21 protein-coding genes are annotated in these 22,176 nt (G+C 60.4%); 11 read left to right on the forward strand and 10 right to left on the reverse strand.

All coding sequences use genetic code 11. The features are described from left to right. Window positions 1-73: 73 nt before the first annotated feature. Both FHK92_RS18690 and FHK92_RS18695 read right to left on the reverse strand, forming a co-directional pair. Window positions 74-544, reverse strand: a complete 471-nt coding sequence (locus FHK92_RS18690; RefSeq protein ID WP_030139345.1) for a MaoC family dehydratase — start codon at window positions 542-544, stop codon at window positions 74-76. 41 nt (window positions 545-585) lie between these two features. After that, window positions 586-1,530, reverse strand: a complete 945-nt coding sequence (locus FHK92_RS18695) for an alpha/beta hydrolase (protein WP_181289342.1) — start codon at window positions 1,528-1,530, stop codon at window positions 586-588. A 224-nt stretch (window positions 1,531-1,754) separates the two neighbouring features. Here FHK92_RS18695 and fadD2 point away from each other — a divergent pair, with 224 nt between their 5' ends. Further along, a complete protein-coding gene (gene fadD2, locus FHK92_RS18700) occupies window positions 1,755-3,443 on the forward strand; it encodes a long-chain-fatty-acid--CoA ligase FadD2 (RefSeq protein WP_181289343.1) in 1,689 nt (562 codons plus the stop codon). 382 nt (window positions 3,444-3,825) lie between these two features. Further along, entirely contained in the window at window positions 3,826-5,517 is a 1,692-nt protein-coding gene (gene fadD1, locus FHK92_RS18705; protein WP_181289344.1) for a long-chain-fatty-acid--CoA ligase FadD1, read from the forward strand. A gap of 210 nt (window positions 5,518-5,727) precedes the next feature. Here fadD1 and FHK92_RS18710 read toward each other — a convergent pair whose 3' ends face one another. Beyond that, entirely contained in the window at window positions 5,728-6,105 is a 378-nt protein-coding gene (locus FHK92_RS18710; RefSeq protein WP_030139341.1) for a hypothetical protein, read from the reverse strand. A 248-nt stretch (window positions 6,106-6,353) separates the two neighbouring features. Here FHK92_RS18710 and FHK92_RS18715 point away from each other — a divergent pair, with 248 nt between their 5' ends. Then, window positions 6,354-7,304, forward strand: coding sequence for a YihY/virulence factor BrkB family protein (locus FHK92_RS18715; protein ID WP_181289345.1), 951 nt, complete (start codon window positions 6,354-6,356; stop codon window positions 7,302-7,304). Continuing rightward, complete coding sequence (gene def, locus FHK92_RS18720) at window positions 7,301-7,840, forward strand: peptide deformylase (protein WP_181289346.1); 540 nt, start codon at window positions 7,301-7,303, stop codon at window positions 7,838-7,840. Before FHK92_RS18715 ends, def begins: the two co-directional genes overlap by 4 nt. A gap of 122 nt (window positions 7,841-7,962) precedes the next feature. On the opposite strand, the gene FHK92_RS18725 is transcribed toward def, so the two are convergent. From FHK92_RS18725 to FHK92_RS18735, 3 genes are all read right to left on the reverse strand, one after another. Beyond that, window positions 7,963-8,382, reverse strand: a complete 420-nt coding sequence (locus tag FHK92_RS18725) for a GNAT family N-acetyltransferase (protein WP_181289347.1) — start codon at window positions 8,380-8,382, stop codon at window positions 7,963-7,965. A gap of 289 nt (window positions 8,383-8,671) precedes the next feature. Beyond that, the gene (locus tag FHK92_RS18730) at window positions 8,672-9,226 is read right to left on the reverse strand and encodes a hypothetical protein (RefSeq protein ID WP_181289348.1); all 555 of its coding nucleotides are present in this window, start codon (window positions 9,224-9,226) and stop codon (window positions 8,672-8,674) included. A gap of 159 nt (window positions 9,227-9,385) precedes the next feature. Continuing rightward, window positions 9,386-10,417 carry a LacI family DNA-binding transcriptional regulator gene (locus tag FHK92_RS18735; protein WP_181289349.1) on the reverse strand — a complete coding sequence of 344 codons (1,032 nt, stop codon included), beginning with the start codon at window positions 10,415-10,417 and terminating at the stop codon, window positions 9,386-9,388. A 215-nt stretch (window positions 10,418-10,632) separates the two neighbouring features. Here FHK92_RS18735 and FHK92_RS18740 point away from each other — a divergent pair, with 215 nt between their 5' ends. Both FHK92_RS18740 and FHK92_RS18745 read left to right on the forward strand, forming a co-directional pair. Beyond that, on the forward strand, window positions 10,633-11,166 hold the full coding sequence (locus FHK92_RS18740; protein ID WP_030139335.1) for a gluconokinase: 534 nt from the start codon (window positions 10,633-10,635) through the stop codon (window positions 11,164-11,166). Between the two features lie 91 nt (window positions 11,167-11,257). Further along, window positions 11,258-12,610 carry a GntP family permease gene (locus FHK92_RS18745; protein WP_030139334.1) on the forward strand — a complete coding sequence of 451 codons (1,353 nt, stop codon included), beginning with the start codon at window positions 11,258-11,260 and terminating at the stop codon, window positions 12,608-12,610. 164 nt (window positions 12,611-12,774) lie between these two features. Here the strand turns inward: FHK92_RS18745 and alaC are convergent, their stop codons facing one another. Beyond that, window positions 12,775-13,992 (reverse strand): alanine transaminase, encoded by a 1,218-nt coding sequence (gene alaC / locus FHK92_RS18750; RefSeq protein WP_181289350.1) that lies wholly within the window; start codon window positions 13,990-13,992, stop codon window positions 12,775-12,777. Between the two features lie 206 nt (window positions 13,993-14,198). Here alaC and FHK92_RS18755 point away from each other — a divergent pair, with 206 nt between their 5' ends. After that, window positions 14,199-14,861 (forward strand): LysE family translocator, encoded by a 663-nt coding sequence (locus tag FHK92_RS18755; RefSeq protein ID WP_181289351.1) that lies wholly within the window; start codon window positions 14,199-14,201, stop codon window positions 14,859-14,861. A gap of 79 nt (window positions 14,862-14,940) precedes the next feature. Next, a complete protein-coding gene (locus FHK92_RS18760; RefSeq protein WP_181289352.1) occupies window positions 14,941-15,429 on the forward strand; it encodes a GyrI-like domain-containing protein in 489 nt (162 codons plus the stop codon). A gap of 68 nt (window positions 15,430-15,497) precedes the next feature. On the opposite strand, the gene FHK92_RS18765 is transcribed toward FHK92_RS18760, so the two are convergent. Continuing rightward, window positions 15,498-15,983, reverse strand: coding sequence for a GNAT family N-acetyltransferase (locus FHK92_RS18765; RefSeq protein ID WP_181289353.1), 486 nt, complete (start codon window positions 15,981-15,983; stop codon window positions 15,498-15,500). A 141-nt stretch (window positions 15,984-16,124) separates the two neighbouring features. On the opposite strand from FHK92_RS18765, the gene FHK92_RS18770 reads away from it, so the two are divergent. From FHK92_RS18770 to FHK92_RS18780, 3 genes are all read left to right on the forward strand, one after another. Next, complete coding sequence (locus FHK92_RS18770; protein ID WP_181289354.1) at window positions 16,125-16,553, forward strand: YybH family protein; 429 nt, start codon at window positions 16,125-16,127, stop codon at window positions 16,551-16,553. Between the two features lie 56 nt (window positions 16,554-16,609). Continuing rightward, entirely contained in the window at window positions 16,610-16,954 is a 345-nt protein-coding gene (locus tag FHK92_RS18775) for a YciI family protein (RefSeq protein ID WP_181289355.1), read from the forward strand. Window positions 16,955-17,042: 88 nt separating this feature from the next. Beyond that, entirely contained in the window at window positions 17,043-18,278 is a 1,236-nt protein-coding gene (locus FHK92_RS18780) for an RNA polymerase sigma factor (RefSeq protein ID WP_181289356.1), read from the forward strand. Window positions 18,279-18,490: 212 nt separating this feature from the next. Here the strand turns inward: FHK92_RS18780 and FHK92_RS18785 are convergent, their stop codons facing one another. Together FHK92_RS18785 and FHK92_RS18790 are read right to left on the reverse strand one after the other, a co-directional pair. Further along, window positions 18,491-19,834 (reverse strand): imelysin family protein, encoded by a 1,344-nt coding sequence (locus tag FHK92_RS18785; protein WP_181289357.1) that lies wholly within the window; start codon window positions 19,832-19,834, stop codon window positions 18,491-18,493. A gap of 264 nt (window positions 19,835-20,098) precedes the next feature. Continuing rightward, complete coding sequence (locus tag FHK92_RS18790) at window positions 20,099-22,150, reverse strand: putative bifunctional diguanylate cyclase/phosphodiesterase (protein ID WP_181289358.1); 2,052 nt, start codon at window positions 22,148-22,150, stop codon at window positions 20,099-20,101. Window positions 22,151-22,176 lie beyond the last annotated feature (26 nt).

A 22,176-nucleotide genomic window follows, 5' to 3' on the forward strand; every position in this document is an offset into this window, starting at 1 on the left:
CTTCGCACCCCAGCGGGAGCAAGCTCCCTCGCCACAATTCATTCACTCCACAGAGGGTGTGTCGCTTCGAAAATCAACCTACCGTGATTGCCGGCAACTCCGGCAATGTCACGGTCTGCTGCTTGCGCGGTGCGAGGATTTCGGCTTCGCCGTCCACCACCAGCTCGTCGCGCTGGTTGAATACGCGGGTGGCGATGCGCACGCGGAACTTCGGCAGCTTTTCCAGGATTTCCAGGCGTACGGTCAGGGTGTCGCCGATTTTCACCGGTTTCTGGAAGCTCATCTGCTGGCCGATATAGATGGTGCCCGGCCCAGGCAATTCACACGCCACCGCCGCGCTGATCAGCGCACCGCTGAACATGCCGTGGGCGATGCGTTCCTTGAACATGCTGGCGGCGGCGAATTCGGCGTCCAGGTGCACCGGGTTGTGATCGCCCGACATCGCGGCGAACAGCTGGATATCGCGCTCCTCGACGGTCTTGCTGTAGCTGGCGGTCTGGCCGACTTCGAGGGCTTCGTAAGGGATGTTGGTGACCTGGGTCATGTCTGGTTCCTGTGACGGTAAAAAGGAAAAACGCTGTCGTTTTATTCGCTGCGAGGCGGCCGCTTGTGGCTCAAGGCCTGGGCGATCCAGGCGAGCACATCGGCGGTCACTTCATCGCGGTTGGTTTCATTGAACAATTCGTGCCGGGCCTGCGGGTAGATCTTCAATTGCAGATGCTGATTGCCGGCGCCGCTCAAGGCATCGGCCAGATCCTTGAGACGCTTGCCTTCGCTCACCGGATCACATTCGCCGCCAATCACCAGCAGCGGCAGGCCTGGATCGATCTGCGCGAGATTGGACGCTTTGCTGATCTGCTGCAACCCGCCGAGCAGGTCGATCCAGAGCTGATTGGTGCAACGAAAGCCGCACAGCGGGTCGCTGACGTACTTGTCCACTTCGGCGGGGTCGCGGCTGAGCCAGTCGAAGGGCGTGCGCGTCGGTTTGAGTTTTTTGTTGAAACTGCCAAATGACAGCCATTCGATCAGGGCGCTGCGCCCGGCGGCGCCTTGCCGCCTGCGTTCGAAACGGGCGATCAGTCGCGCCGCGCGATAAAGCGCCACGGGTTGGAAATTGGAACCGCTGAGGAGGGCGCCATGCAGGCTGGCGCTGTGGTGTAACAGGTAACCCTGGGCGATATAGCTGCCCATGCTGTGGCCCAGCAGCAGAATTGGTATTTCTGGATGTTGCTGGCAGATGTGGTGGTTCAGGCTCGCCAGGTCGCCGACAACCTTGGCCCAGCCGTCCTGGTCGGCAAAGTGGCCGAGGACCGCTGCTTCGCCGGTCTTGCCATGGCCACGCAGGTCCGGCGCGTAGACACCGTAACCTTCATCGCACAGTGCCTGGGCCAGGCGCCCATAGCGGCCGCTGTGTTCGGCCATGCCGTGGGCCAGCATGATCACCGCCAGCGGGGCGGTTTCGGGCAACCACTGATTGACGAACAGGCGGCTGTGGTCAGTCGCGGTCAGCCAGAACGTTTGGTGGATCATGGCGGTTCCTTTGCACAAAGTCAGACGCAGCGTCGCTGCATTGTATAGCCCATCCGTTGCGTCCCGTCTGATCAGCCCAAGGCAATTCAGGAAGATTCACACAATCTATGACGCAAGTTGCCATATTTGCCTGAATGGCCATAGCTGCTAGTGTCCCAAGAGCTCCGTCTCCACGCGCGATACAGAGGCGGCCCGGATAGGTTCAGGTAAAGAGGACAAAAACAATGCAGCCTGATTTCTGGAATGACAAACGCCCGGCCGGCGTACCCTCGGATATCGAGCCAGGTACCTACAAGTCGGTTGTCGAGGTGTTCGAGCGTTCCTGCAAGAAATTTGCCGATCGTCCGGCGTTCAGCAACATGGGGGTAACGCTCACCTACGCCGAGCTCGAGCGCTACAGCGCGGCCTTTGCCGGTTACCTGCAAGCCCATACCGACCTGGCGCCAGGCGATCGCATCGCCGTGCAGATGCCCAATGTCCTGCAATACCCGATCGCTGTCTTCGGAGCCCTGCGCGCCGGGCTCATCGTGGTCAATACCAACCCGCTCTACACCCCACGGGAAATGCGCCATCAGTTCAAGGACTCCGGTGCCCGGGCGCTGGTGTACATGAATCTGTTCGGGCAGAAGGTCCAGGAAGTGCTGCCCGACACCGACCTGCAATACCTGATCGAAGCGAAGATGGGCGACCTGATGCCCACCGCCAAGGGCTGGCTGGTGAATACGGTGGTGAGCAAGGTCAAGAAAATGGTCCCGGCCTATTCGCTGCCCCAGGCTATTTCCTTCAAGAGCGCCTTGCGCCTGGGACGCGGCCAGGGCATCAAGCCGTTGAACGTCAGCCTCGACGACATCGCTGTATTGCAATACACCGGTGGCACCACCGGTTTGGCGAAAGGCGCGATGCTGACCCACGGCAACCTGGTGGCCAACATGCAACAGGCCCGCGCCTGTCTGGGGCAGATCGGTGACGACGGCCAGCCGCTGTTGCGCGAAGGACAGGAAGTCATGATCGCGCCGCTGCCGCTTTACCATATCTATGCCTTCACGGCGAACTGCATGTGCATGATGGTCACCGGCAACCACAACGTGCTGATCACCAACCCGCGGGACATCGGCGGTTTCATCAAGGAGCTGAAGAACTGGCGGTTTTCGCTGCTGCTGGGACTCAACACGCTGTTCGTGGCGCTGATGGACCACCCGGATTTCAAGACGCTGGACTTCTCCAACCTCAAGGTCACCAATTCAGGCGGCACCGCGCTGGTCAAGGCCACCGCCGAACGTTGGAAACAACTCACCGGTTGCAGCATTACCGAGGGCTACGGGCTGACCGAAACCTCGCCGGTGGCCAGCGCCAACCCTTACGGCGGCAAGTCGCGCCTGGGTACGGTGGGGCTGCCGGTGCCGGGTACGCTGATGAAGGTCATCAGCGACGACGGCGTCGAGATGCCCCTCGGTGAGCGTGGCGAGCTGTGCATCAAGGGCCCGCAGATCATGAAAGGCTATTGGAACAAGCCCGAAGCGACCGCCGAAGTGCTCGACAGCGAGGGCTGGTTCAAGTCGGGTGATATCGCGGTGATCGACCCCGACGGGTTCGTGCGGATTGTCGATCGCAAGAAGGACATGATCATCGTCTCGGGTTTCAACGTGTACCCGAATGAAATCGAGGATGTGGTGATGGCCCATCCGAAAGTCGCCAGTTGCGCGGTGATCGGCGTGCCGGACGAGCGTTCGGGGGAGGCGGTGAAGCTGTTCGTGGTCGCGCGTGAGGCCGGAGTCAGCCTCGAAGAACTCAAGGCGTACTGCAAGGAAAACTTCACCGGCTACAAGGTGCCCAAGCACATCGTACTGCGAGAGTCGCTGCCGATGACGCCGGTGGGCAAGATTCTGCGCCGGGAGTTGCGCGATATCGCCTGACGCTCGAGAGTGAAAGTGGAACCCTGTGGGAGCGAGCTTGCTCGCGATAGCGGTCTGTCAGTAACAGAAATGTTGGCTGACCCACCGCCATCGCGAGCAAGCTCGCTCCCACAGGTTCTTATGTATTCGGGTCAATTAGGCAAAGCTTAGGTTTTTTACTCTAAAAATGACCATTGCACATTCTTGAGTCATGTTTATGACTGTAGGGGCCACTTTTGGCTCTAGGCGACCCTTGGCAAAGCTGCTACTCTCGGCGCGCTTTTGTGACTTCTCGGCCTTTATCCAAGCCAGACTCACCAATAAACAAGCACCAAAAAACAAACACCAATAATAATCGCATCAAATGCGGTGAGAATTCGCGTTGCTGAGGAGTGGGGCTTCCATGATCGAAGACTTTTGGAAGGATAAGTACCCAGCTGGGATTGCTGCCGACATCAATCCAGATGAGTATCCGAATATTCAGGCGGTGTTGAAGCAATCCTGCCAGCGCTTCGCCGACAAGCCGGCATTCAGTAACCTTGGCAAGACGATCACCTACGGTGAGCTGTACGAGTTGTCCGGTGCCTTTGCCGCGTACCTGCAACAGCATACCGATTTGCAGCCGGGCGATCGAATCGCCGTGCAACTGCCCAACGTCCTCCAGTACCCCGTCGCCGTGTTCGGTGCGATCCGCGCCGGCCTGATCGTGGTCAATACCAACCCGCTCTACACCGCGCGGGAAATGGAGCACCAATTCAACGATTCCGGCGCCAAGGCGTTGGTGTGCCTGGCAAACATGGCGCACCTGGCCGAAAACGTGGTGCCCAAGACCAGCGTCAAGCACGTCATTGTCACTGAAGTGGCCGACCTCCTGCCGCCACTCAAGCGACTGTTGATCAACAGCGTGATCAAGTACGTCAAGAAGATGGTCCCGGCGTATCACCTGCCCAAGGCCATCAAGTTCAACGATGTGCTGCGCAAGGGTCATGGCCAGCCCGTGAACGAAGCCAACCCCGCCCGCGATGACGTGGCGGTGTTGCAATACACCGGCGGTACCACCGGCGTGGCCAAGGGGGCGATGCTGACCCACCGCAATCTGGTGGCGAACATGCTGCAGTGCAAGGCGCTGATGGGCTCCAACCTCAATGAAGGTTGTGAAGTACTGATCACGCCGCTGCCGCTTTACCACATCTATGCCTTCACCTTTCATTGCATGGCGATGATGCTGATCGGCAACCACAACATCCTGATCAGCAACCCGCGCGATCTGTCGGCGATGGTCAAAGAGCTGTCGAAGTGGAAGTTCAGCGGCTTCGTCGGTCTTAACACGTTGTTCGTGGCGCTGTGCAACAACGAAGCCTTCCGCAAGCTGGATTTCTCGGCGTTGAAAGTCACCCTGTCGGGCGGCATGGCCCTGCAACTGGCAGCGGCGGAGCGTTGGAAAGCGGTCACCGGTTGCCCGATCTGCGAAGGCTACGGCATGACCGAGACGAGCCCGGTGGCCACCGTCAATCCGATCCAGAACATCCAGGTTGGCACCATCGGCATTCCGGTGCCGTCGACATTGTGCAAGGTGATCAACGATGCGGGCGAAGAACAGCCCTTGGGTGAAGTCGGCGAGTTGTGCGTGAAAGGCCCTCAGGTCATGAAGGGCTATTGGCAGCGCCAGGACGCCACCGACGAGATCCTCGACAGCGAAGGCTGGCTCAAGACCGGCGACATTGCGATCATCCAGCCAGACGGCTACATGCGCATCGTCGATCGTAAGAAGGACATGATCCTGATTTCTGGCTTCAACGTGTACCCGAACGAGCTCGAGGATGTATTGGCCACCTTGCCGGGCGTACTGCAATGCGCGGCCATCGGCGTACCGGACGAGAAGTCCGGTGAGGCGATCAAGATATTCATCGTCGCGCGTCCGGGTGTCACGCTGACCAAGGAACAGGTGATGGAGCACATGCGCGCCAACGTCACCGGCTATAAAGTGCCCAAGGCCGTGGAATTCCGCGATGCATTGCCAACCACCAACGTGGGCAAGATCCTGCGGCGCGAGTTGCGTGATGAAGAATTGCGGAAGTTGGGGCTGAAGAAGTAAAGCCACCTGCCACAAAAAGCCCCGCAGATGCGGGGCTTTTTATGTACGCGATGATGCCCTGGAGCGGGACAGCTCTTGTGGCGAGGGAGCTTGCTCCCGCTGGGCTGCGCAGCAGGCCCGTCCGTCCCGACTGATTCACCGCAAGGGGCCGCTTCGCGTCCAGCGGGAGCAAGCTCCCTCGCCACGGGGAATGCGTAGCGTGGCGGTCGATTACAACCGAAACTGCGCAAAATCCAGGTTGGTGCCACCCGGCCGCATGTCCTGCAGGTAGGAATCCTTGTCGGCGCTCAGTTCCAGGCTCAGGGCGGCCTTGCGTTTGCCCTGGTTGCGCACTTCCAGGCCTTCCATTTTTTCCCGCAGGAACACGGTCGGCACCTTAAGGTGCAGCAGTTCGTCGGTGGCCGGGGTGTGCAGCAGCAGGTGAATCCATTCGTACTGACCGATGGCCAGGCGCGCCACGGGAATATCGAACCAGAAAATGTTGCGGTTGCGGTTCAATTCGCTGAAATGGCAATTATTGACACCCAGGACGGCGCCGCCCAGTTCCTGGTTCCTGCGGGCGATGGCCTGCTTCTTATCGAGTTTCATAACGTTCCTACGGGATGGGAGCTTCGGGCCACGGCCTGAATACGAGGGGCATTCTCGGTGGTTGCCGGCCAAACATAAAGCCCCGCTTGCACGAACGATGAAACTTGCCCAGTGGATCTTCGGTCAATTCTGCGTCAGTTGGTAAAACGATCAAATTGCTCCAAAGTCGCCAAACAGGCTACTTTGTTGTAGAAAACGGCCCTTGAGTCGCCACGCGACCCCTCTTTTTGCGGCGAAAGGAGACGCTTATGATGTTCCCGGCCTTGAAAGGCTTGCCCCTGCACCGGGTGATGATGCGCACGGTGACCGAGTTTCTCGACGACGAGATGTCGACCTACGCCTCCGCTCTGGCTTACCAAATGCTGTTTTCATTGTTTCCCTTCATTCTTTTCCTGATCGCGCTGATCGGCTTCCTGCACCTGCCGGATTTTTTCTCCTGGCTGCGCCTGCAATCGGAACTGGTCCTGCCGCCCCAGGCGCTGGAGCAGGTCAACCCGGTGATCGACCAACTGCAGCAATCCAAGGGCGGCTTGTTGTCGGTGGGTATCGTGGTTGCGTTGTGGACCGCGTCCGCTGGCGTGCGCCTGATGATGAGCGCCATGAACGCCGCTTATGACGTGGTTGAGGGCCGCCCGGCCTGGAAGCGTTTCCCGCTATCGATCCTCTACACAGTTGGCATCGCCGGCATGCTGTTGGCCGCCGCCGCGCTGATGGTGCTGGGGCCGCAGGTGATGGGCTGGATTGCCGCGCAGATCGGCCTGGAGGACTTCATCGTCACCGTCTGGACCCTCGTGCGCTGGCCAGTCATTGTGTTTCTGCTGATGGTGGCCGTGGCGCTGATCTATTACGTGATGCCTGACGTCAAACAGGAGTTTCGCTTCATCACGCCGGGGTCGGTATTGGCGGTGGTGGTGTGGATCGTCGCGTCCCTGGGCTTTGCGTTCTACGTGAAGACGTTTGCCGACTACAACGCGATGTATGGCAGTATCGGCGCGATTATCGTGCTGTTGCTGTATTTCTATATCTCGGCGGCGGTGTTGCTGCTCGGCGCGGAGATGAATGCAGTGATCGAGCACATGTCCGCCGAAGGCAAGGACACGGGCGAAAAGACCCCGGGCGCGCATGAGAAGCAGCATGTGTCGGGCTTGGGCCGCGATCATTCCATCCATCACAACCATACTGACGAAGCCCGACCATGATCCATGAAATCCTGAAGATGGGCGACGAACGCCTGCTGCGCATCGCCCCGCCAGTACCGCCGGAAATGTTCGACAGTCCCGAGTTGTGGCAGCTGATCGACGACATGTTCCAAACCATGGAAAGTGTCGGTGGCGTCGGGCTGGCGGCGCCGCAGATCGGCGTAGACCTGCAACTGGTGATCTTCGGCTTCGAGCACAGCGAGCGCTATCCCGATGCCGAGGCGGTGCCGCAGACCATTCTGATCAACCCGCTGATCACGCCGCTGAGCCCACTGATGGAGGAAGGCTTTGAAGGCTGCTTGTCGGTGCCAGGCTTGCGTGGCGCGGTGGATCGCTACCAGCATATCCGTTATGAAGGTTTCGACCCGAAGGGCGAGCCGATCGTGCGCATCGCTTCAGGCTTCCACGCTCGGGTGGTCCAGCATGAGTGCGACCACCTGATCGGCCGTTTGTATCCGTCGCGCATCACCGACTTCAGCAAGTTCGGCTTTACCGAGGTGATGTTTCCGGATCTCGACCCCACGGCGGACGATTGACAACCCACCATCCAAACCTGTGGGAGCGAGCCTGCTCGCGAATGCCATTCAACTTCAGCAGACGATGCGACTGATATACCGCATTCGCGAGCAGGCTCGCTCCCACAAGGGTGTATGGCGCTTCAGGACTGTGCAGTCACCAACCCCATCGCAATCATCGGCTTGCTGCGCGCATACCGGCTCAGCCGTTCGGCCATCGCATAGGGCAGTTCAGGGTCGAAGCTGAAACCACGTCGCTCATAAAAACCGCGCAAGTCCGGGTGACAAAACAGCCACACCGGCTCATCCACGCCTTTCACCGCTTCGGCGATCAAGCGTGCGGCGATGCCCTGGGCGCGGTACGCCGGGGCGACGAACAACCCCGTCAACCAATGCCCGCCTGACACTGGCCGCAAGCACAAGGCGGCGACGATTTCATCGCGCCGTGCCACCCACAACTGCGCGTCACGCACGGCTTTCATCGAGGATTGGTGGGCACGATAGAACTTGTTCATCAGCGGCCAAAGCGGTTCTTCGAGCGCGGCGTAATGGATTTCGGACATGACAGGGTCGTGGCGCAGAAAGGGGGGCGATTATAAAAGAACGCGGGGGCGGCGATAGGTGTATACCTGACGTCACATCCGTATGACTGGAGTACCTATCATGGCCAAAGGCATGGATTCAAAAAAAGCGGCAAAGAAAAAACCGGCGAAGACCGCCGATGAAAAGCGTGCCGACAAAAAAGCCAAGAAGGTCAATCTGTTCGGTCATTGAGCCGGTATCGCCTCGGCGGGCCTTAGGTTTGAGCTGGGGCGGTAACCCCTGCTCAAACGCTTCGCCAGGTACCAGGGCTCAAAGCGAGGCGAGGAACATGTCCGCGGCCGAGGTTTTGTCGCCTGTGCGGCTCTCTTGGGCCTTTTCCAGCTGTGCTATCGCCGACTTGTCCTGCATGCGCTGGGCTATCTCCTGGCTGACGGCCATTTGTTTCTCCGGCGGCATCGCCTCCACCTCCTCCTGGGTAATGCCCATCTCTTCAAGGATGCCGTCGCGCAGGCGCTCTTCGGGCGTCTTGCTCATGTAGTCCTTGAACTCTGCCGTCGCGGAGCCGCCAAGCGTCGTGGTTTGTTCAGGTGTTGGTGAAGCGACGGTCTGCAGTTGCACGCGCGTCTTCGCGAACGCCTCGTCCACCTTGTCGCTGATGGCGGTGGCGGCGTTGACCTGTTGCGTGGCTTGTCGGGTGAAGGAGTCCTGGACTTGGGCGCTGCCCTGACTGGCCTGGGCCTGGACGTTATCGCGCAGCGCTTGCAACGCGGCGCTTTGCAGGCCGCTGGCGGCCTCGGCGACAGGGTCTTCGCCCGGGCGTTTGAGCGGCAGGATCATCGCTTGCTGTTTTGCACTGACCAACATGATATGCACCTGTAGGTAATGGCTGAGCCAGGGCGGGAGCAATTACCATGCCGTCGTGCAAAGTCCCGTATTTCAAGGACTGCAGGCACATTTTCTGCGGCGGGGCGGCCAATCCTTGCCGATTGTCGGCATGGATCGACCGCATCGAGCCCGGCAGCCTCAGGTGCTTTCGCGAACCTTGAGTTCGAAGCCCAGGTCCACGACGGGTTGGGCGATGCGGTTGCCGGCCATCAAGGTGAGCATCTGTTCGGCAGCGTGGCGGCCGACGGCTTCCCTGGGGGTACTGATGCTGCTCAAGCGTGGCACCATGTGGGCCGAGGCGGGCAGGTCGTTGAAACCGAGGATCGAAACCTGCTCGGGGATCTTGATGCCACAGCGCAACGCTTCGAGCAGGGCGCCGTGGGCCAGGTCGTCGTTGCCGAAGAAGATCGCATCGACGTCCGGATGACTGGCCAGCAATTGCAGGAACAACTCGCCGCCCAGGCCGACCGATGACGGGCGAGGGGTCAGCACTTCCAGGTCCGGATCGTAGAGCCCGACCTTCTGCAACGCGCGACGAAAACCTTCACCGCGCAGCAACGTCCGTTGGTCGAGTTGCGCGCCGATGTAGGCCAGGCGCTTGCGACCTCGGGAAATCAGATGCTCGGCGGCGGTCTCACCGGCCTTGAGCTGGGAGAATCCCACGCAGTTGAGGCCGGCCCCCGGGTCCAGTTCCATCATGTATACACAGGGAATATTGCTGGCCTCGATCATGCGCCGTGCGCTTTCGGTTCGGTCGAATCCGGTCAGCAACAAACCCCGGGGCTGATAGGCCATGTAATTGCGCAGCAGGTCTTCTTCTTCGTCCCGGGAATAGTGGTAGTTGCCGATCACCACTTCGAAGCCCTTGGGCCGCAAGACGCGATGAATGGCTTCCAGGGTGTCGATGAACAACAAGTTGGACAGCGATGGCACCAGCACCACCACCGAATGGCTCTGGGCCGAGGCCAGGGCGCGGGCGGCGGGGTTGACGACGTAGTTGAGGTCAAGGGCAGCCTGGCGGACCTTTTCCACCAATTCCACGGCCACGCTGCTGACGCCGCGCAGGGCACGGGAAGCGGTGATCGGGCTGACACCGGCCAGGCGTGCGACTTCGTTGAGCGTGGGGCGACCGGTGGTGCGAGTATTCTTATCGTTTTTAGTGACGGTCATCAGGGTGGCTTGCCAAACAAAAATCAAGGCACTAAGGTAGCGCTGTCTCGGCGCGGCTGCAAATGCGTTGGTGGGGTTTGCCTGATCCCTGTGCGCTGGTGTCGTGGACGAACATGCTGCAACCACAAAAATGACAAGAAGGCGTCGGCAACTTCTGCTTTTGCTGCGGTGTCATAACTGGCAAAGGTAGCGCTGTCTGCGCGCTGAGGTGTTACATGAATAATCCAATCACCGCCCTGGTCATCATGGGCGTTGCCGGTTGCGGCAAAACCTGCGTCAGCCAGGCCCTGTGCCAACTGAGCGGCGCCACCGCCATCGAAGGCGACACGTTCCACCCCGCGGCCAACATCCAGAAGATGAGCGCCGGTATTCCCCTGAACGACGACGACCGTGCCGGCTGGCTCGACAGCCTGTGCGACGAATTGCGTCGCGTCGACGCCACGGGCGAGCGCCCGGTGCTGACGTGTTCGGCCCTCAAGCACAGCTATCGCGAGCGCCTGCGCAGCGCCTTGCCTGGCCTGGGCTTCGTATTCCTTGAATTGACTCCGGAAGTGGCCGCCGATCGCGTCTCCCATCGGCCCGGCCATTTCATGCCATCGACCCTGATCGACAGCCAGTTTGCCACCCTTGAGTCCCCTGTCGGCGAGCCCTTGACCCTGGCTCTGGATGCGTCCAGCCACAGCATCGATGAATTGGCGCGCCAGGCTTACGTCTGGTGGCTGGCCCACGGTTTGAAGCTGGCCAGTTGAGTTTCAAAAAATTTGCGTCAGAAAGATAGCGCTGTCCCGACGACCTACAAATAACTGCTTCAATAACAACAACAAATCAGGAGACACCCCCATGTTTGGCATGTCCCACGAGACGTACCTACTGCTTGATGCAGTGGTCACGGTGATCGGACTCATCGTCCTCATCACCAAGTTCAAGATCCACCCCTTCATTGCGCTGACCATCGCCGCCGCGTTTCTCGGCCTGACGTCGGGCATGCCGATCGGCACCATCATCAAGGCGTTCCAGGACGGCTTCGGTGGCGTGCTCGGTTTTGTCGGCATCATCCTCGCGCTGGGCACGATGCTCGGCAAAATGATGGCCGAGTCGGGTGGGGCCGATCAGATTGCCCAGACCCTTATCCGCGCCTTCGGCAAGGACAAGGTGCAATGGGCCATGATGTTCGCCGCGTTCCTGGTGGGCATCCCGCTGTTCTTCGAAATCGGCTTCGTGCTGCTGATCCCGCTGGTGTTCATCGTTGCGCGCCGCACCGGCGTGTCAATCATCAAGATCGGCATCCCGTTGCTCGCCGGCCTTTCCGCAGTCCACGGCCTGGTGCCGCCGCACCCGGGCCCGTTGCTGGCGATTGGCATCTTTGGTGCTGACATCGGCAAGACCATTCTCTATGGCCTGATCGTTGCGCTGCCGACCGCCATCATTGCCGGCCCGATTTTCGGTACGTTCATTGCCAAGCACATCCCCGGCCATCCGAACCAGGAACTGGTGGATCAACTGGCGCGTGAAACCGACGGCGCTGAACTGCCGAGTTTCGGCATCACCCTAGTCACCGTGCTGTCGCCGGTGTTCCTGATGCTGCTCAAGACGTTCGCTGACGTGACGCTGCCGGATGGCAACTTCTTCCGCACCTGGATGGACATGATCGGCCACCCGATCTCGGCGCTGCTGTTGGCGTTGCTGTTGTCGCTTTACACCTTTGGCTACAAGCAGGGCATCGGCTCCAGCCAGATACTGAAATGGCTGGATGCCAGCCTGGCACCGACGGCCGCGATCATCTTGATCATCGGTGCCGGTGGTGGCTTCAAGCAGATGCTGGTGACCAGCGGCGTGGGTGACGTGATCGGCCACATGGCGGTCAGCGCGCAGATCTCTCCGATCCTGTTGGCGTGGCTGGTGGCCGCAGTGATTCGGATTGCGACGGGTTCGGCGACCGTGGCGACCATTACCGGTGCCGGGATTGTCGTGCCGGTGGTAGGGATGATGCCAGGCGTGAACCGTGAGTTGCTGGTGCTGGCGACCGGTGCCGGTTCGTTGATCCTGTCCCACGTCAACGACGCGGGCTTCTGGCTGGTCAAGCAATACTTCAACATGACCGTGGCCGAGACCTTCAAGACCTGGACCGCGATGGAAACCATCCTGTCGGTGGTGGGCTTGATCTTTATCCTACTGCTGTCGTTGGTGATCTAAACCTGAAGCAATACCCTGTGGGAGCGAGCCTGCTCGCGAAAGCGATATAACATTCAGCGTCTCTGTTGACTGTCACACCGCCTTCGCGAGCAGGCTCGCTCCCACACTGATTTCTGGTAATCAGCAGAGCCAGGGTGGGAGCAACTCCCACCGTTGGCTTGGTGTCAGGCGTTAGGTTTGCTTGCCAACCCATCCGCCCGAAACATCCCCCGAATCCCCCGCACCGCCTGGCGAATCCGGTCCTGGTTCTCGATCAGTGCAAAGCGCACGTGATCATCCCCATATTCCCCGAACCCCACCCCCGGCGAGACGCAGACCTTGGCCTCGGCCAACAGCTTCTTGGCAAATTCCAACGACCCCAGGTGCGCGTAGGCATCGGGTATCTTGGCCCAGACGTACATCGACGCCTTGGGGTTTTCCACCATCCACCCCAGTTCATGCAGGCCCTTGACCAGCACATTGCGGCGCTGGCGGTACTGCTCGGCGATATCACGCACGCATTGCTGGTCACCTTCGAGGGCGGCGATGGCAGCCACTTGCAGCGGGGTGAAAGTGCCGTAGTCGTGGTAGCTCTTGATTCGCGCGAGGGCGCTGACCAGTTCCGGGTTGCCGACCATGAAGCCGATGCGCCAGCCGGCCATGTTGTAGCTCTTGGACAGAGTGAAAAATTCCACCGCGATGTCTTTCGCGCCGGGCACCTGCATGATCGACGGGGCTTTCCAGCCGTCATAGACGATGTCGGCATAGGCCAGGTCGTGGATCACCAGCACGTCGTACTGCTTGGCGAGGGCGATGACCCGCTCGAAAAAGTCCAACTCCACGCACTGGGCGGTGGGGTTGGAAGGGAAGCCGAGGATCATCATCTTCGGCTTGGGGATCGAGCCGCGAATGGCCCGTTCCAGCTCGTCGAAGAAATCCACGCCAGGCACCAGCGGCACCGAACGCACCTGGGCGCCGGCAATCACCGCGCCGTAGATGTGGATCGGATAGCTGGGGTTGGGCACCAGCACCGTGTCGCCCTGGTCCAGGGTGGCCAGCATCAAGTGCGCCAGGCCTTCCTTGGAGCCGATGGTGACGATGGCTTCGCTTTCCGGGTCGATGTCGACTTCGTAGCGGTCCTTGTACCAGCGCGAAATGGCGCGGCGCAGGCGTGGGATGCCTTTGGACGTGGAATATCCGTGGGTGTCTTCACGCTGGGCGACGGTGACCAGTTTCTCCACGATGTGTGGAGGCGTGGCGCCGTCGGGGTTACCCATGCTCAAGTCGATGATGTCTTCGCCGCGCCGACGCGCAGCCATCTTCAGCTCGGCAGTGATATTGAATACGTACGGGGGGAGTCGATCGATGCGCGCAAAGCGGCGCGGCGAACCTTGTTCGGCCATTGTTGCCTCGAGATACGTGAGCGCCCGGAACCGTCCGAGCGACGTTGGCCACTGCGGTGGCCTGCGGCGCAAGATAATCGGGCTGATGACAGATTGTCCAGTAGCCGCATCGAACTATTTTCGACGACACTGTTGCCCCGGCTGCGGTGCCACCGCCGGCCCGTGGATCGGTAAACACTGCACACCCAATCTTGATGGAACGAATGATGGAATTTTCCAGCGGCTTCCTGCTGAGCCTTTCGCTGTGCCTGGACATTGGCGTGGCCAATATCGCGATGATCACCCTGGCGATGCAACGCGGCTATTTCCAAGGCTTTGCCCTGGGCCTGGGCACCTGTGTAGGGGATTTGATCTACGCAGTCCTGGCGTTGGCCGGGATGACTGTGTTGTTGCAATACGACACGGTGCGCTGGGTGCTGTGGATTGGCGGCTCGGTCCTGTTGTTGTATTTCGCCGCGAAGATGGTTCATTCGGCGATCTACCATCATGCAGTGTTGGCCGAGGCCGGCGAAACTCGAGGCAACTCGCCACGGCAGGAGTTTTTCCGCGGGATTTTCCTCGCCATGTCATCTCCAAGCGCCATTCTCTGGTTCGCGGCGGTAGGCGGGACGCTGATCGCCCGCTCCGGTGGTGGCACGGTGCTCAGTTCGGCGTTGTTCCTGGGAGGATTTCTCAGCGCCGGGTTGCTTTGGAGCGCGGGCCTGTGCCTGGCGGCGACCCAAGGCGGAAAATTGTTGGGGGATAAATTGCTGCGCTACTCGTATTGGGCTTCCGCTGCGATCTTCTGTTATTTCGCCGTTTACGTGATTGTTTCTGGTTACAACGAGTTTGTAGGAAAAAACGCTACGGCTGTCCTGCCTGGACTTTGACAAGCGAAACGGCCTGGCAATCACGGTTTGGCCTCTATACTGCCAAGCCCGACCTCAAGTTTTCCGGAGTGTTGAAGCAATGGAAACGCAAAAACGCGTTAACGCAGGCGAGCCGCGCTTTGAACAGGGACGCTTTCAGCTCATCGCCGGTTTCGGCGCGCGTTTTACCCAGGACACCGCCCAGGACATCCCGCAGCTTTGGGAAAAATTCCTGCCTTGGCTTGGCAACATGCCGGGGCAGAAAGACGAAGTGACCTACGGGGTGTGCTGCAACCCGGACGGCCAAGGTGGCTTCGAATACATTGCCGGGGTGGAAATCAGCCGCCTCGATGATCTGCCCGAACAATACCGTTGGATAGAAATCCAGCCCGGGCCGTACGCGGTCTTTGAACACAAAGGGCCGCTCAAGAACCTACCGGACACCTTCCAATACATCTGGAAGGAATGGCTGCCGCAATCCGGCCACCAAGCGGCGGACGAGCCGGAGTTCGAGCGCTACAGCGAAGATTTCAATCCCCGGACCGGCGAAGGCAGCCTGGAAATCTGGATACCTCTCAAGCCCAGCTGATCGACGCGAGTCCCAGTGGGAGCAAGCCAGCTCCCACCTATAGCGCTTTCTGATCGTCGAAACCGTTGTTAAAACGCCAACCCCATCCGCCGCTCATAACCGATGCGACCCTTGTAGGCCTCTCCGCTGTCGATCCAGCCCAGCCGGGTGTAAAGGCCGATGGCCGAGACATTATCAGCGTCCACCGACAGCTCCAGCCCCTTGATCTCCGGCCACGCTGCCTGGGCCACGGCGGGTAGTGCTTGCAGGCAGGCCTTGCCATAGCCCTTGCCCTGGGCGCGGTGGTCGACTTGCAAGGCGTGCAAAGTAGCGCTGTGTTCGTTGGCCCAAGCGGGCAGCACGGGCGGGCGCTTGAGTAGCAGGAACGCCACCGGCACCTCGCCGGCCAGCAAGGCGAAACCCTTGACCCCTGGGCCGGGCTTGGACAGCAGTGTATGCAACGCACCGTGGATGTCGCCGGAAAACTTGATTTGTTCGGGGTGGATTTCGATGGATTCGACCTGTTGCCGTTGCAGCGGAGTCAGGTCTTCATAAGGCACGAGCTGAGCAGTCACGAAAACGTCCGTTGTTTGCCGACAGAATGGGCCTTGGATTCTAGCGAAATTTTTTCTTTGGATTATTTTTGTTTGGCTGTCGATTCGCCGTTTCTCCAAACGACAAAGGATGTCTCTAACAAAAACCTGCGGAGAACCACCATGAACACCCAAGCCACCGAAATCCAGGCGCTGATCGACACCTATCGCCAGGCTGTCATGGCCAAGGACGTGGAAAAAGTCATGGCGCTCTATGACGACAACATTGTTTCGTTCGACGCCATCCAGGCCCTGCAATTCAAGGGCAAGGTCGCCTACCGGGCCCACTGGGAGGCCTGCATGGAAATGTGCCCCGGCCCGCACAAGTTCGATTTCCATCAGGTGCAGATCACGCCAGCCGACAATATTGCGTTCGCCCACTGGCTGGCTTATTGCGGCGGCACCAACGACAAAGGTGAGGAGCAGGCTTGCTGGATGCGCGTGACGGCGTGCTACAAGCGTTCGGCCGCGCAGTGGAAAATCGTCCATGAGCACTGGTCGGCGCCGTTCGATCCGATGGCCGGGACGGCGATTTTCGATCTGCAGCCCTGAGCGGCTGCGGTTCGCTTCTGCCATCCTTGTCGATCAGTCCGATCACGGAGTTTTCCATGAAGTATTTATGCTTGGTGTACAGCAACGAAGAAGTTCTGCATAACTCGCCGGACAGCCCGGAGGACGCCGAGTGCATGGCCTACGCCGAATCGATCCAGGGCAGCGGCCGGATGGTCGCGGCCGAAGCGCTGGAGTCGGTGCAGACCGCCACCACGGTGCGCATGCGCGGCGGCAAGCTGTCGATTACCGACGGCCCGTTTGCCGAAACCAAGGAGCAACTGGCGGGTTTCTACCTGATCGACGCCAAGGACTTGAACGAAGCCATCCAGGTCGCCGGCAACATACCGGCGGCCCGGGTCGGTTGCGTCGAGGTCCGGCCCGTGCGGCAACTGAACCCCTGAACGTCATCCTCCGCGGGAGCGTTTTCATGAAACGTGAGCCTGTTTCCAGCCGAGCCATCAGGCCGATAACCCAGGGCCTGTCCGCCTGATGCTGGCCGAAGCGGTCAAGGCGCGGGTCGAGCAGGTTTATCGCCAGGATTCGCGGCGAATCCTGGCGACCCTGATTCGCCTGCTGGGGGATTTCGACCTCGCTGAAGAAGCCCTGCACGAGGCCTTTTTTATCGCGGTCGAGCGCTGGCAGCGCGACGGTGTGCCAGATAATCCGCGGGCCTGGCTGGTATCGGCCGGACGCTTCAAGGCGATCGACAGCCTGCGTCGGCGGGCGCGCTTCGCCGCCTCGCAGCCGATGCTGATTGCCCAGCTTGAAGCATTGGAACAAGCCGAGTGGAGCGATGAAGACGTGGAAGACGATCGGCTGCGGCTGATTTTCACTTGTTGCCACCCGGCATTGGCGGCTGACGCGCAGGTGCCGTTGACCTTGCGTGAAGTCTGCGACCTGACCACCGAGGAAATCGCCCGGGCCTTCCTCGCCGCGCCAGCGACCATTGCCCAGCGCATCGTGCGGGCCAAGGCAAAGATTCGCGACGCGAAGATTCCCTATCAGGTGCCGTCCCGCACGGAGCTGCCTGAGCGGCTCGACAGTGTGCTTCGGGTCATTTACCTGGTGTTCAACGAGGGCTATTCGGCATCGATGGGCGCCGAGTTGACCCGCGAAGACCTGACTCGCGAAGCCATCCGTTTGGCGCGCCTGTTGCTGGAATTGCTGCCCGAAGCCGAAGTCATGGGATTGTTAGCCTTGATGCTCTTGCATGAATCGCGGCGGCCGGCGCGAACCTCAATGACCGGCGAGTTGGTTTTGCTGGACGAACAGGACCGGTCACTGTGGGATCGCGCAATGATCACCGAAGGTTGCGCCATGGTCGAGGCCGCGCTCAATACCCGGCGGTTCGGGCCTTATTGCCTGCAAGCGGCGATCGCTGCGGTGCATGCCGAAGCATCCACGGCGCAAGAGACCGACTGGCCGCAGATCGTTGGCCTTTACGACGTTCTCTTGCGCGCGGTGCCATCACCGGTGATCGAACTCAACCGCGCGGCCGCCCTGGCCAAGCGCGACGGGCCACAGGCGGGGCTGCAATTGGTCGACGGGATATTGGGCCGGGGCGAATTGACCGATTATCACCTGGCCCATTCGGCACGGGCAGAGTTCTGTCGGCAGTTGGGGCGGGTTGACGAGGCGAGGGCGGCGTACCGGCGTGCGCTTGAATTGACGCAGCAGTTGCCGGAGCGACGGTTTATCGAAGCCAGGCTTGCCGGTTTGCAATGAGGTGGCGCCGGGCACAGCCCCGTGGTGAGGGAGCTTGCTCCCGCTGGGTCGCGAAGCGGCCCCCTGCGGTGTGCCAGTTAAATTAAAGGAGCTGCTGCGCAGCTCAGCGGGAGCAAGCTCCCTCGCCACGGGGTTTTTCTTATGCTCACGCGCTGAGGGACCAAACAAAAAAGGCGACCCGAAGGTCGCCTTTTTCAATCGTCCGGCGTTGATCAGAACTCGTGATCAGCGTTGTCCGGGTTCAGGTCGCTGATGCCCAGCTTGCCCGCGGCCTGTTCGATCGAGCCGGTCTGCTTGACCAGGGCGGCGATGGCGTCGCGTACGATCTGGTTGCCCGCGGTGTTGCCCGCGGCGATCAGTTGGTCGTAGTGCTCACCCTTGTTGGCGTGGTCGACCATGACCTGGATCTTGGCTTCGGTGTCGGCCAGGTCGGCCTTCAACGCGGTGTCGGCGGCCGAATCGGCCTTGGCCACCAGGGACGACAGGCTGGCGCCGGTCATCTTGGTGCCGTCGACGCGGGTGTATTCGCCCAGGTAGACGTTACGCACACCTTTGGCATCGTAGAAATGCGAGTTGTGAGTGTTGTCGCTGAAGCAATCCTGTTCGTCTTCCGGGGAGTTGGCTTCCAGGGAGACTTTCATGCGCTCGCCCGCCAGTTCGCCCAAGGACAGGCTGCCCATGCCGAAGAGCATCTTGCGCAGGCCGGTTTCGGCAGGTTCGGCTTCCAGGGTGGCGCGGTAGTTGTCGGCCACGTTCGGCTTCCAGTTGCCGACCATTTCCTGCAGGTCGTTGACCAGCAGTTGGGTGACGGACTTCAGGTAGGCACGACGACGGTCGTTGTGGCCGCCGGTGGCGCCAGCGCCTTGCAGGTAATCGGAGGCCGGGCGATTGCCGGCGCCAGGGCCGGTACCGTTGAGGTCCTGGCCCCACAGCAGGAATTCGATGGCGTGGTAGCCAGTGGCAACGTTGGCCTCGGAACCGCCCAGCTCGTTCAGGCTGGCGAGTTTTTCCGGGGTGATGTCCTTGACGTCGACCTTGTCTTCGCCGACCTGGACTTCGGTGTTGGCAATGATATTCGCGGTGGCGCCCGGGTTGCCCAAGGCATGCTCGTAGGATTTGTCGACGTAGTCGATCAGACCTTCATCCAGGGGCCACGAGTTCACCTGGCCTTCCCAGTCGTCGACGATGGTGTTGCCGAAGCGGAACACTTCGCTCTGCAGGTAGGGCACGCGCGCGGCAACCCAGGCAGCCTTGGCGGCTTTCAGGGTGTCGGCGTTCGGCTTGGCGAGGAAGGCGTCGACGGCGGTTTGCAGGGTCTTGGCGGTGGATTCGGCATCGCTGTAGACGGCATAGACGATGTCGGCGTAATGCGCGACAACAGCCTTGGCGGCGGTTTCGTCGATCTTGCCAGCGGCAGCGGGGGCCGCCGGTGCAGCGGTGCTGGCGGCCGGCGTTGGCGCTTGCGGCGCGGCGGCCTTGTCTTTGCCTTCGCCGCAACCGGCGAGGGAAATGGCGATGGCCAACAGACTGGCGGTAGCCAGAGGCATACGAATCATGGCGTAGATCCTGCTTCGATGATGAGTGGGGCTGGCGCGAGGGTGCGCAAAAACTGCGACATAATGCGAAAGATTTGCATTATGTGTAAAGGGTGCGGCCGTAAATATTTCTTGTTTAATAATGCAGATCGCCGCCTTTCGGCGGCGTCTGTAGGCGCTGCCTCGCGAAGAGAGGCTGCGATCCTTTGATTGACCTTTGAATCCCAAGCGAACATCAAGGGATCGCAGGCTTCGCCAGCGCCTACAGGTGCAGGGCAGCGGGAATCAGACGATGGAGGCCTTGATGCGCTCCGCCTGTTTCAAATAGAGGCCCAGCTCCCGGGCCGGCAGGGGTTTGCTGTAGTAGTAGCCCTGGCCTTCGTGGCAGCCCTCGGAAATGATGTAGGCCTCTTGCTCGATCGTTTCGACGCCTTCGGCAATGACCTGCATCCCCAGGCTTTTGCCCAACTGGATGATGGCGCGGACGATGGTCGCGTCATCTTCGTCATCGAGCAGGTCCTGGACGAAGCTCTTGTCGATCTTGATCTTGTCCAGCGGCAGGCTCTTGAGGTAACTCAGCGACGAATAACCGGTGCCGAAGTCATCGATGGCGATCAGCGCTCCGGAGCGACGCAGGCTAAGCAGGTGCTGGGCGGCGGTGGTGATGTCTTCCATCAGGCCGGTCTCGGTGACTTCCAGCTCTAGGCTACGTGGCGGCAAGCGGTACATCTGCAGGAAATTGTTCACCACCCGTGGCAGCTCGGCGTGGTGCAACTGCACCGTGGACAGGTTGACCGCCATGCGCATGTCGACGAAGCCCTGGTCGTGCCACTCGCGCAACTGCTTGCAGGCCTGGTCCAGCACCCACTCGCCGATCGCGATGATGGTGCCGTTCTGCTCGGCCAGAGGAATGAACAGGTCCGGCGGCACCAGGCCGTGTTCGGGATGATGCCAGCGAATCAAGGCTTCGGTGCCCACTACGCGCAAGTCGCGGTAACTGATCTGCGGCTGGTACACCAGCGTGAATTGTCCACGGGCCAGCGCTTCGCGCAGGTCTTTCTCCAATTCGCGGCGGCGACGCATCTCGCTGTCCACGCTGGCGATGTAGAACTGGTAGCGATTGCGCGAGCGGGTCTTGGCCAGGGTCATGGTCTGCTCGGCTTTTTGCAGCAGTTTCTCCGTGCTGTCACCGTCTTCGGGGAACAGGGTGATGCCGATCGTGGCGCGCAGGCGGATCTCGTGGTCATCGAGGGCGAACGGTGCTTCCAGGTCATCAAGGATGCTCTGGGCCAGTTCGGCGGCCTCGTAGGGCTGCTCGATATCGGCCTGGACCAGGGCAAACTGGTCACCGCCCAATCGCGCCAGGGCGCCGAGACGACCGCTGTGGGCACGCAGCCGATCGGCCAGGGCCAAGAGCAACTGGTCGCCAATCTGATAAGTGAATTGTTCGTTGATGCTCTTGAAATCATCCAGCCCTACGCACAACACGGCTACGCGACGCTGCAAGCGCCCGGCGTCCACCAGTATCTTGTCCAGTTGCTGCTGAAGCTGCTGGCGATTGGGCAGGCCGGTCAGGAAGTCGTACTGGGCCATGCGCAACAGGCTGTTTTCTGCTTCGTGGCGCAGGTGCGTATTGCGCTCGATGGAGGCGAGTAACTGGTTGGCGGTATTGATCCACAGGCCCAGCTCATTGTGCTCGTGCCCCGGCAGTTGCGGGATTTTGTGCGCGCTCGGGCGGTCGGGGTTTATTTCGGTCAGGTGCTGGATAATCCGCGACAGGGGTTTGGTCAACAGCCAGTGATAGACGAGGTACAGCACTAGGCCCATCGCCAAGGCCCGCAGCATTCCGGAAGTAAAAATGATCACCGAACTGATGATAAAACCCTGGCCATAGCTGGCGGTGTCCAGGGTAATGCTGAGGTCGCCGTAATATTCGCTGTAGGGGCCACGACCCACCAACTGCGTGGTGAAGGTTCGTTCCTGGCCGAGAATCAGGTCAGTCAGCCAACGGCTACTGGAATGCTGTAGAGGCCGGGCCTTTTCCGCGAGCATGGTTTCACCAGGGTGACCGATGGACGCCACGCGCACGGCTTCGTCCCGGAACAGCCCTTCGATCACCTGCATGCCCATTTCCCGGTCCAGGCTGTAGACCGCCTGGGTAGAAGGATCGCGGAACATATCGAGGATGCGCTGGGCGTCGTCAGTAACGGCCCGGTTGGTTTTGTAGGCATCGAACACGATCTGGGCACAGCTCAAGATCATGCCAACGATCAATGCCGAGAGGAGCACGACCCGGAGCAACTTCACAGACAAGCTGTTCTTGAGTTCCAGCTTCAAAGAGAGATTCCTTGTTCCGTGCGGGT

Origin of the sequence: Pseudomonas brassicacearum subsp. neoaurantiaca (genome assembly GCF_013608025.1) — a bacterium.
Classification (GTDB): Bacteria; Pseudomonadota; Gammaproteobacteria; order Pseudomonadales; family Pseudomonadaceae; genus Aquipseudomonas.